Here is an 11,468-nt window from a genome sequence, read left to right on the forward strand (position 1 = left end):
ATTCAATTATGTATTTTTACAGCTTATGATTTTTTTTAAATACATTTTCACCTTTCTCTATCGTGTTTGGTTTTATATCTTACTCGCTATACCGATAATAGTGTTATCGCCGTTGCTTTTAATTTCGATATTAAAGGAAGAGTGGTATCCATTTTTCTTTAAGTTAGCGCGACTCTGGGCGCGATTTATTCTTATAGGTATGGGGTGTAAAACTCGTATTAAGCGCGATCAAAAAACTATAAAAGGCAAGAGTTACATGTTTGTGGCTAACCATACCTCGATGACCGATATTATGTTGATGTTGGTAACCGTGAAAAATCCTTTTGTATTTGTGGGCAAACAAGAGCTTGGTAAAATACCGATCTTTGGATTCTTTTATAAACGTACGTGCATTCTAGTCGATAGAACGAGTCCTAGAAGTAGACACGCCGTGTTTTTAAGAGCTCAGAAACGCTTAAAACAAGGTCTAAGTATTTGTATTTTTCCTGAGGGAATGGTGCCCGAAGAACATATCGATTTGGCCGAATTTAAGGATGGTGCATTTAGGCTTGCCATTAATCATCAAATCCCGATTGTACCTATTACGTTTGCCGATAATAAAAAACGCTTTTCATACGCTTTCTTTAGCGGTAGCCCTGGTAGAATGCGCGTTAAAATGCATCGGTTTGTAGACACTGAAGGGCTGACTATTAAAGAGACTAAAATCCTTAGAGAGCAGGTAAGAAATATAGTTTTAGAACAACTTCACGTGTTTCACAAAAAACAAAAAAACTGTTCATGACACCGAACAGTTTTTTCATATGTTCTCGATAGTATCGAGAGAAAATAATAAACCTACCTACTAAGTTTACTACTTAAAATGTATAGCTAAATCCAGTATAAACCCCAATAATATAGGGTTTGAAATTTCCTGAAGATGCGCTGTAGGTGTTAATTTGGTACTTAAAAGTAGGCTCGAAATTAAAGGTAAACGTTTTAGAAAAATTATAATCTAACCCCAAACTAAGATTCGTGCTAAAGCTAATATCGTTAATGTTATTGGCTTCTCCAATTTTTGTTTTATAATTATCAAACTCGGTAACCACTTGGTTATCGCTTAAGAAAAAGGTACTCATACCACCAATTATATGTAAGCCCATACGTTTGTTAATAAGGGCGTACTCCAATTCTAAGGGCACTTCTATATAACTCATTCTCTGGCTTAAAGCGGCGTTAAAGTTATCATTAAAAATACTGTTTATTTGTTGAACATTAAAACTTTCGGTACTTAAAACCGATAAATTTTCGCCGTTGGGTGTCGTTTCAAAATCAATATTACGAAGTGGTTTTATATCTGGGTTTCCTGTCGATACGCTTTGATACACCACAACGCCAGCCGTGTCGTAACTTAACTTAAGGGTGTTTACGCCCGATCTTAATGTTAATTTATCATTTAAAGCGTAACCTACTTGAATACCGTAACTCATATTAAGTTCTCCGTCTTTAGAGTTATTTACAAATTGTTCGTCTATAGATGAGCCTGTGCCAAGCGAATTGTAATAAACAGGTGCAACATTAGCCGTAATACTCCACTTGTTAAAAGGGATCGCTCTTTCTTTTTCATCCAATTTTTTTAGCCTGGCAATTGCTTCTTCTATCGATTCTCCTAACGAAGAGTCGATTATTGGGCTCTCGTCTGTAGTTTTGTTTTTTTTTAAATCGGTATAATCTAGAGGCGTTATTGTCTCTTTAGTATTAAATAATTCTTCAGTAGTTTTTACGTTGAGGGTGTTTTTTTTATAAGGATTAGAATATAAATTACTATTCTTTTTTGAAGAATTTGCGGTAATTGTAGTAGCATTTTGTTTATCAGCCGGTTGGGAATTAGATTTTGGTTTAGATTGGGAAAGGGATGAAGAGGATGTAGATGCTAATGGGGTGTTTGTGGCTGAAGTGTTTAAGCGCGTTGAAGTCTTACCTCCGTCTTTCTTTTTAGTGTTGCCGACTATTGAGGAAGGATTCGCCACTGCTGCATCTTGAGAGGCTTTAGACGGTGGATTTCCTTTTGAATAAATGCCGTTACGTTTGTTCTCTACGGAAGAACTATTCAATTCTTGAGCAGTAGAGTGCGTTACTGACGGGGTGTGTTTAGTGCCGTTTGAAAGAGTGTTGGTTGTAGACTGATTTGTGGAATCCACTATTTGATTTTCGTGATCGGTAACGTTTCCAACAGTTTCCTTAGTTCCTATTGAAGTTGAAGACGAGGAGTTCGTGGTGCTTCTGGTGGTCTCTTCTCCTGATGGACTATCGGTATTTGTGGTGCCGTTGGTAAATACGTTAATACCGGCAGTCATCAAAACTAAAACTATCGCAGCAATCGCTGCCCATTTAGACCATAAAGGAACGACTGGTTTAGCGGTTTCTTTTGGTGGGTTTAATTGTTTTTTAATGTTTTGCCAAACGGCGTCGCTTGGTTTGGCTTCAAAGTCTTTAAACTTTTCCTGAAAAAGTCTATCGATGTGTTTTTTGTTACCCATAATATTATGATTGGGACTGTAATCCCATTTTATATGCTTTAATTTTTGTCCTTAAAATCTGTCGCGCTCGCGCTAAATTAGATTTCGAGGTTCCTGTGTTTATTTTTAGTGCTTCAGCGATATCTTGATGCGAATAACCGTCTAAAACATAAAGGTTAAAAACCAAGCGGTATTGGTCTGGCAATTCTTGTATTATTTTCAATAAATAGTGTAGCGATACTTGATTTTCGTCTTCTTCCGTTATGGTCTCATCTGCAATATCTTCTTCTTTTATAATGGAGAATACGCCGCTTTGTTTCCGGTAGCGTTGTAAGGCTGTGTTTATCGTTATTCGTTTTATCCACCCTTCAAACGATCCTTTATTTTTATACTGATTTATTTTTTTAAAAATAGTTATAAACGCATCTTGTAAATTATCTTCCGCTTCGGCATAAGACCGCGAATACTTTAAGCATAACGAAAACAATGTGCTCGAAAAGAGCGTGTAGAGTTCGCTTTGTGCTTTAGTATCATTGGCCTTGCAATTTTCTATGAGCCGATCTAAACTCAATTATCTAAATGGTTTAGTTATTAGTTATTCTATTACTGGTATCTCGTAATTAAGGTAAATATCTTCATTATTTTCATCTTTACCACTCCAAAACATAAATTTATAAGTGCCAGCAGAAGTGGCTTTAAAATTAAAAGAGGCTTCAGTTATCGCATTAATCTCGTTACAATTCGCGTTGGTGTACACCGTACTAATAATAGAAACGGTACGTTCGTTGTGGTCTTTTGAGTAATAAATATCGCTAAAAGAATGACAATTTGTGGGTTTTATATAAAATAGCGTAATAGCATAGACGTCGTCTATTATAAATGCGTCAGGAATAGTAACAGATTCAATGGGGAGTAAGGTCTGGTAACTGCGCAATGAATCGTCATTGACGTTACACGATAACAGTAGTAGAGCTATACAAGCAAATAGTCGCTTTTTCATAGATAATAAATAGACTTAAAAAATTGCGTATTTATAGGTAGATGCTCTAAGTGTTAAAAGGTTGCGTGTAAAAACAAAAAAAATCCCGAAGAGATCGGGATTTTATTAAGTGTAGAAAGTGGTAGACTATTGTTTAGAATCTTCTTTTATAAGTTCTTTAATCTTCTGTTCTAGTTCCTCAAATAACTCAGGGTTGTCTTTTATTATTGCTTTAACAGCATCACGACCTTGTCCTAATTTGGTGTCGCCATAGCTAAACCAAGAACCGCTTTTCTTAACGATTTCTTTGTCTACCGCGACGTCTAAAACTTCACCAACTTTACTAATACCTTCACCATACATAATGTCGAATTCTGCCAATCTAAATGGTGGTGCTACTTTGTTTTTAACAACCTTAACACGGGTTTTATTTCCCATAACGTTACCATCGGTATCTTTAATTTGAGTAGAACGTCTAATATCTAAACGTACAGAAGCATAGAATTTTAAGGCGTTACCACCAGTGGTTGTTTCTGGATTTCCGAACATAACCCCAATTTTCTCACGTAATTGGTTAATAAAGATTACGGTACAATTAGTTTTGCTAATCGATGCGGTTAATTTTCTCAGCGCTTGAGACATTAAACGCGCGTGTAATCCCATTTTAGAATCGCCCATTTCGCCTTCAATTTCACTTTTTGGAGTTAATGCTGCGACCGAGTCAATAACAACAATATCAATGGCTCCCGAACGGATTAAATTATCTGTAATTTCTAAAGCTTGCTCACCATTATCTGGTTGAGAAATAATCAAGTTATCAATATCTACGCCCAATTTTGCCGCATAAAAACGATCGAAAGCGTGCTCTGCATCTATAAATGCTGCAATACCTCCTAATTTTTGTGCTTCGGCAATAGCGTGTAAGGTTAATGTTGTTTTACCAGAAGATTCTGGCCCGTAAACTTCTATAACACGACCTCTTGGGTAGCCACCAACGCCTAAGGCGATATCTAATCCTAGAGATCCAGACGGAATAGCCTCAACATCTACTACTGCAGCGTCGCTCATTTTCATTACTGTTCCTTTTCCATACGCTTTATCTAACTTATCTAATGTTAGTTTAAGCGCTTTTAATTTTGCTTCTTTTTCGCTGCTCATCTTTTTGTTTTTTCGTATTTGTTAGGCTAAAATACTACTTCATTTTAAGTATTACAATTTTATGACGCAACCTTTTTGCTCTTTTTGCATCTACTTAATAAAGCGGGAAAAAATTAGCTATGAAAAAGATTATTTACGCCTGTTTTATAAGTCTAACTTTAATTAAATAGTATTAAAGTCATGAAATATTTAAAAAGAATTTTAATGTCAAAAACATTAGGTGTTTCAGTCTCTGTTTATGTTAACAGTAGCTGTAGAGCCGATGGTGGTTAGCTCGTGTTTTTTTTTAGCAATAAAAAAATAATAACGAGTTAGTCTATTAAAAGTCCTTTGCAGAGCGTAAAGGACTTTTTTTTGCCCTAAACCGTAGAAATGAGTACTTTTGCAGAAATGAGTCTTTAACCTTAAAAAATTAGTATAGCATGCAACTGTACAATAAACTAAGTGCCAAAGAGAGAGTAGAACTTATAGAAAACGCCGGGCAAGAGCGTTTAACACTTTCTTTTTATCAGTATGCCAAAATTGGCAACCCACAAATGCTTCGTGATCATTTATTTTTAAACTGGGATGCCTTAGACGTCTTAGGTCGAATTTACGTCGCAACCGAAGGTATTAACGCCCAATTATCTTTACCGGCAAATCGTTTTAATGCCTTTAAAACACACCTAGAGACTATCGATTTCCTTAAAGATATTAGATTAAATATCGCGGTAGAACAAGATAACATGTCGTTTTTAAAGCTGAAGGTGAAAGTGCGCCATAAAATTGTTGCCGACGGATTGGAAGATGGTGCTTTCGATGTCACCAACAAAGGGGTGCACGTCGCTGCCACTGAATTTAATGCGCTTATAGAAGATAAAAACACAGTGCTTGTTGATATGCGCAATCATTACGAAAGTGAGATTGGCCATTTTAAAAACGCCGTTACGCCAGATGTTGATACCTTTAGAGAATCTTTAGATATTATTGAAGAAGATTTAAAGGAGCATAAAGAAAATCAAAACTTGGTTATGTACTGCACCGGTGGTATTCGCTGTGAAAAAGCAAGTGCGTATTTTAAGCACAAAGGCTTTAAAAATGTGTACCAACTAGAAGGGGGTATTATTGAATATACACGCCAAGTAAAAGCGCAAGACTTAGAAAACAAATTTTTAGGTAAAAACTTTGTGTTCGACGACCGTAGGGCCGAAAAAATTAGCGAAGACGTTATTGCAAATTGTCACCAATGTGGCGCCGCTTGCGATACACACGTAAACTGTGCAAACCAGGCGTGCCACTTACTTTTTATACAATGTGAATCGTGCAAAACAGAACTAGATAACTGCTGTTCTATCGCGTGTAAAGAGGTTCATGCCTTACCCTTCGAAGCTCAAAAAGAATTGCGTAAAGGACAAGGAAATAGCAACGATATTTTCAAAAAAGGGCGCGCAGATCATTTGCCCCATAAGAAAGAGTTAAGGACTATTTTTGAACCCGTCAAAAAATAATCGTATTCCCTATAAAATATTCAAAAGCCTGATATACTAATCAGGCTTTTTTTATGTTTTATAGTCTTTAGAATAATCTTATATTTACAAATCAAAGTAAAACTTTGTATTGTCTGGTTTTAACTTAAAAAACAGACGATTTTATTAATCATCTTCTGGCGTTAAGTCGTTCAGAATCAACATATACATATATGGCTTGTACAAGCTGCTCAACAAAAGACGGTCAACCTGGTGGCTGCAAAAATAACGGAACCTGCGGTACAGACAGTTGCAATAAGTTAACTGTTTTCGATTGGTTATCTAACATGTCTGTTCCAAACGGAGAAAAACCTTTCGATTTTGTGGAAGTACGTTTTAAAAACGGACGAAAACACTATTATAAAAATACAGAAAACCTATCGTTAAGCATAGGGGATGTTGTTGCTACCGAAGCACAATCGGGGCACGATATTGGAATGGTAACTTTAGCAGGCGAATTAGTGCGTGTGCAAATGAAACGCAAAAAGGTAAGCCAAACGGAAGACGTTTTAAAAATATACAGAAAAGCATCGCAAAAAGATATTGATATTTGGACGGAAGCGCGAGATAAAGAAGAGCCAATGAAGGTTAAAGCACGCCAATTTGCTATCGGTTTAAATCTTCAAATGAAAATCTCAGATATAGAGTTTCAAGGAGACGCCAGTAAAGTGACGTTTTATTATACCGCTGAAGATCGTGTTGATTTTAGAGAATTAATTAAACTCTTTGCCAAAGAATTTAGAACGCGAATCGAGATGAAACAAATTGGTTTTCGTCAAGAAGCAGCACGTTTAGGAGGAATTGGTTCTTGTGGTCGCGAATTGTGTTGCTCTACTTGGTTAACCGATTTTAGATCGGTAAGCACCTCGGCAGCACGTTACCAACAATTGTCATTAAATCCTCAAAAATTAGCGGGACAATGTGGTAAACTAAAATGTTGTTTAAATTACGAACTCGATTCGTATTTAGATGCCTTAAAAGCATTTCCTAAAACAGATATTAAACTGTTTACCGAGAAAGGAACGGCGGTATGCCAAAAGACCGACATCTTTAAAGGGCATATGTGGTATGCTTACGAAGGGGAATGGATGAACTGGCATAAAATTACTACCGATCAGGCGAGAGAAATTATAGAACTTAATCGAAAAAAAGAAAAAGTAGAAAGCTTAGAAGAATACGCTTCAGATTTATTAGAAGAAGATATTAAATCCGATTTCGAAAACGTGGTAGGTCAAGATAGTTTAACACGTTTTGATAGTCCAAAAGGCTCAAAAAAACGTAAAAACACTAAAGGCCGAAACCCAAAAAATAAAAACACGAGAAAACCTGGAGATAAAAAAGAGGTAAATACTCTAGATAAACCAAAAGGGAATGCGCCTAATAAGCCAAGGAATAAACCGGAAAGTAAAGTAGATAATAAGTCGGCCAATAAAGCGGAACCAAAAACGCAAAATAAACCAAAACCGAGACCTAAACAACGCCCGAAGCCAAGAGCTAAAAATGACGATAGGACAGCAAAAATCGACCAGAGTAAGGGGCCGGTGAAAAGTAGAGAGAAGACTCAAAGCGCTGAAAAAGGAAGTGACAAAGCATCTAGTAAAGGCAACACCAAAAGTGATCAAGGAAAAGGAGATATAAAAGGCCAAGACAACGCGTAATTCAAAAATAAAAACAAAAATGCTGAGTAGATTACTGTTAGGATTAGCGTGTAGCTTGTGTGTGTTTTCGTGCGATTCGAATGCTGTTTTCGATACGTATAAGACCGTGCCCGAAGCGTGGAATAAAAACGATGTTATAAGCTTTAATATTACGGCGCCCGATTCTATAAGTCCTTACAATTTGTTTGTAAACTTACGTAATACCAATGCGTACAAATTTAATAATCTATATCTTATCGTAGAAATGAATTTCCCTAACGGAAAAGCGGTGAAAGATACGTTAGAGTATAGAATGGCCGCTCCCGATGGAACCCTCTTAGGGACTGGGTTAAGTAGTGTAAAAGAAAATAAATTGTGGTATAAAGAAGGGGTGGTTTTTGAGGAGAGTGGTGAGTACACTGTAAAGATCCAACACGCTATGCGAAAGAATGGTGACGTTAATGGTGTGTTAGATTTAGAAGGGGTAACCGATATCGGCTTTAGAATTGAGGAACTTTCAGCAGAACACTAAAAAAGTAATACATAATAGATGGCAAAGAAAAAAGAAGCCCAAAACACTCAAAGTTTCGCTAAGTACGTTCGCGGATTCTGGATTTTATTTTTAATTGGTATTGCAGCAGTTGTACTCATATTTTCATTAGCGTCATGGGGCGTTTTTGGTGATATGCCCGATCACACGCAATTGGAAAACCCGAATACTAATTTAGCCTCAGAAATTATTTCTAGTGATGGTAAAACGTTAGGTAAGTTTTATTTTAACGACAACCGTACGCCGGTAAGTTACGAGGAGTTTCCTAAACATTTGGTAGAGGCGTTAATTGCTACCGAAGATGCGAGGTATTATGGCCACTCTGGAATTGATGGCTTGGGAACCGTTCGTGCCCTTGTAAAATTAGGCGCTGGTGGTGGTGCGAGTACTATTTCGCAGCAATTAGCTAAGCAATTATTTCACGGTGAAGGGTCCTCGAACATCGCAGAGCGTATCATTCAGAAAATTAAAGAATGGGTTATAGCCATTCGTTTAGAGCGACAATACACCAAAGAAGAGATTGTTACACAATACTTTAATATCTACGATTTTAATAATAATGCTGATGGTATCCGTTCGGCAGCGCGTATTTATTTTGGTAAAGAGCCTAAAGAATTATCTATTAAAGAATCGGCAATGCTAGTGGGGATGTTCAAAAATTCAGCATTGTACAATCCGAGACCAAACCGAAACCCTGTAGGAGTTAAAAACAGAAGGAATGTGGTATTGTCGCAAATGGAAAAGTACGGGTATATCTCGGAAACCGTTAAAGATTCTTTACAAAAATCCGACTTAGATTTAAACTACACACCAGAATCTCACCGTGAAGGGATAGCCACTTATTTTAGAGGGTATCTGGACGGTTATATGAAAGAATGGATTAGTGAAAACCCAAAACCAGACGGTTCAAAATATAACTTATATAACGACGGATTAAAAATTTATACAACTATTGATTCGCGTATGCAAACCTATGCTGAAGCGGCGGTGAAAAAGCATATGAATAAATTACAATCAGAATTTTTTCATCAAAACACACCCGAGAGAAATAAAACGGCCCCCTTTTTAGACTTGTCTAACGATGAAGTAGAGGCGTTAATTGAACGCTCTATGAAACAATCGGAACGTTGGAGACACATGAAATATGATTTGAAAATTGCCGATAAAGACATTCGCGAATCCTTTCAAAAGCCAACAAAAATGACCGTGTTTTCGTGGGGAGGAGAAATCGATACGATTATGAAACCTATCGACTCTATGCGTTATTACAAGTCATTTTTACATACTGGAATGATGAGTATGAACCCTAAAACAGGCCTAGTAAAAGCGTGGGTTGGTGGTATCGATTTTAGACACTTTCAATACGACCATGTTAAGCAAGGGAAACGTCAAGTAGGTTCTACTTTTAAACCGTTTGTATATGCCACAGCCATCGACCAGCTTCATATGTCGCCATGCGATAAATTACCGCGCTCACAAATTACTATCGAAAAAGGTAAGTTTGGTAATATGGAACCTTGGACACCTAAAAATGCTAGTGGCAGATATGGTGGTGAGGTAACTTTACAACAAGGTTTAGCGGGATCGATAAATACTATTACAGCACGATTAATGGATAAGGTGGGCCCCCAACCCGTAGTCGATTTAGCAAAGAAATTAGGGATAGAGTCTACTATTCCTGCCGTGCCTTCTATAGGTCTAGGAACGGCCGATATTAGCGTTTACGAAATGGTAGGCGCCTATGCTGCTTTTGCAAACAAGGGTGTGTACACCAAGCCAGTAATGATAGAGCGTATTGAAGATAAAAATGGTACGGTATTATTTCAGTTTACACCAGAAACTCGCGATGTTTTAAGTGCCGAATCGGCGTATGTTACTGTAAAATTAATGGAAGGCGTTACTACTTCTGGCTCGGGAACGCGCTTAAGAACGCAAGGAGCCGAAAAATGGAATAAAATGTATCAAGAAATTATTACAGGCTATCCCTATCAATTTACAAACCCTATTGCCGGAAAAACAGGAACCACACAAAACCAAAGTGACGGTTGGTTTATGGGTATGGTGCCAAACCTAGTTACTGGTGTTTGGGTAGGAGCAGAAGACAGATCGGTTCACTTTAAAACCATTACTTACGGTCAAGGAGCCTCGATGGCATTACCTATTTGGGGAATGTATATGCGCAGCTGTTACGAAGATGAAGATTTAGAAATTTCTAAAGGTGATTTTGAAAGACCTGAAGACTTGTCTATCGAGGTCGATTGTAGTAAGTATAATGCAGAAGGAAATGAAGAAGGTTCTATTGGAGACGAAGGTTTACCAGATGAATTAGATATATAGTTTATTTTTTAGTGTAAAATCTAAAAGCCATTATGCAAGTAGTGGCTTTTTTTGTTTGCAAAATTTGCGTTTTTTCTCCAATTACGGTTTTTACCGTAATGAAAAGCGCAAATAAGTTGAGGTTTTCGATGAATGGTATAAAAAGGTATTGTGAGATTGTTATTATTATTATTATACACTTGGTTTTTAATAGTTAAAATCACTAATTTTTAAAACCAACGAAACGAATGAAAAAAAGAAAATGTAAACAGTATTTAAAACTAGTAATGTTGCTCTTCGGGGTTACATTTGTGCTATCTAGTTGTCAAAAAGATGATGACATTTATTTACAAGAATCTAAAACTCAGGAAACAAATCTAAATGTAAGTATATTTAGAAAAAAGCAACTGGAGAAGAACAGTAACTTAATGCGTGTCATTAATAAAACAGAAAAAGTAGTAAGTAAAAATAAGGCCAATAAAACAGTATACAATTCCTATTATGACTTTACTATTAACACTAGTTACGCAAAAGTTATAGAAAGCAACGGCTTAAAAAATTATACGTTTGGAGTTTATAGAACTGAAGATTGGATGTGCTAATTTAGCGGACAGTACAAGTTAAGCATAAAGTCTTACATTTAACTTATGACACAAGAGCGAAAGAAATATGATCCAGCTTTTAAACGACAAGCTGTAGAATTAAGTAAGGACAGAAAGAACCTGTCAGAACTAGCAAGAGAACTAGGTATCAAGGTTACTCTTTTATACAAGTGGCGTAAAGAATTTGAAGCTTTTGAATCGGGAAGTTTCCCAGGCAATGGTAATT

General features: G+C 36.7%; 11 protein-coding genes. 7 read left to right on the plus strand and 4 right to left on the minus strand.

Annotated elements, in window-relative coordinates; all coding sequences use genetic code 11:
• The first annotated feature begins 25 nt into the window (after positions 1–25).
• On the plus strand, positions 26–781 hold the full coding sequence (locus tag ES677_RS04995) for a lysophospholipid acyltransferase family protein (protein WP_148369922.1): 756 nt from the start codon (positions 26–28) through the stop codon (positions 779–781).
• 73 nt (positions 782–854) lie between these two features.
• Here the strand turns inward: ES677_RS04995 and ES677_RS05000 are convergent, their stop codons facing one another.
• The 4 genes from ES677_RS05000 to recA form a co-directional block, all read right to left on the minus strand.
• Positions 855–2,516, minus strand: coding sequence for an outer membrane beta-barrel protein (locus ES677_RS05000; RefSeq protein ID WP_148380609.1), 1,662 nt, complete (start codon positions 2,514–2,516; stop codon positions 855–857).
• A 4-nt stretch (positions 2,517–2,520) separates the two neighbouring features.
• Positions 2,521–3,066 carry an RNA polymerase sigma factor gene (locus ES677_RS05005; RefSeq protein WP_148369924.1) on the minus strand — a complete coding sequence of 182 codons (546 nt, stop codon included), beginning with the start codon at positions 3,064–3,066 and terminating at the stop codon, positions 2,521–2,523.
• 24 nt (positions 3,067–3,090) lie between these two features.
• Complete coding sequence (locus ES677_RS05010; RefSeq protein WP_148369925.1) at positions 3,091–3,495, minus strand: hypothetical protein; 405 nt, start codon at positions 3,493–3,495, stop codon at positions 3,091–3,093.
• Between the two features lie 126 nt (positions 3,496–3,621).
• Positions 3,622–4,632: a recombinase RecA gene (gene recA, locus ES677_RS05015; protein WP_148369926.1), complete on the minus strand. Its 1,011-nt coding sequence runs from the start codon at positions 4,630–4,632 to the stop codon at positions 3,622–3,624.
• Positions 4,633–5,054: 422 nt separating this feature from the next.
• Between recA and trhO the strand changes: the two genes are divergently transcribed.
• The 6 genes from trhO to ES677_RS05045 all read left to right on the plus strand — a co-directional run.
• Entirely contained in the window at positions 5,055–6,119 is a 1,065-nt protein-coding gene (gene trhO / locus ES677_RS05020) for an oxygen-dependent tRNA uridine(34) hydroxylase TrhO (RefSeq protein WP_148369927.1), read from the plus strand.
• 191 nt (positions 6,120–6,310) lie between these two features.
• Positions 6,311–7,795, plus strand: a complete 1,485-nt coding sequence (gene ricT / locus ES677_RS05025) for a regulatory iron-sulfur-containing complex subunit RicT (RefSeq protein WP_148369928.1) — start codon at positions 6,311–6,313, stop codon at positions 7,793–7,795.
• A gap of 19 nt (positions 7,796–7,814) precedes the next feature.
• A complete protein-coding gene (locus tag ES677_RS05030; protein WP_148380610.1) occupies positions 7,815–8,306 on the plus strand; it encodes a gliding motility lipoprotein GldH in 492 nt (163 codons plus the stop codon).
• A gap of 18 nt (positions 8,307–8,324) precedes the next feature.
• Positions 8,325–10,661 (plus strand): penicillin-binding protein 1A, encoded by a 2,337-nt coding sequence (locus ES677_RS05035; protein ID WP_148380611.1) that lies wholly within the window; start codon positions 8,325–8,327, stop codon positions 10,659–10,661.
• 227 nt (positions 10,662–10,888) lie between these two features.
• Entirely contained in the window at positions 10,889–11,242 is a 354-nt protein-coding gene (locus ES677_RS05040; protein WP_148380612.1) for a hypothetical protein, read from the plus strand.
• A gap of 45 nt (positions 11,243–11,287) precedes the next feature.
• A partial coding sequence (locus ES677_RS05045) for a transposase (RefSeq protein WP_148380285.1) occupies positions 11,288–11,468 on the plus strand: 181 nt, incomplete at its 3' end.

The organism is Bizionia gelidisalsuginis, from assembly GCF_008086185.1.
In the GTDB taxonomy this organism is placed as follows: domain Bacteria; phylum Bacteroidota; class Bacteroidia; order Flavobacteriales; family Flavobacteriaceae; genus Bizionia; species Bizionia saleffrena.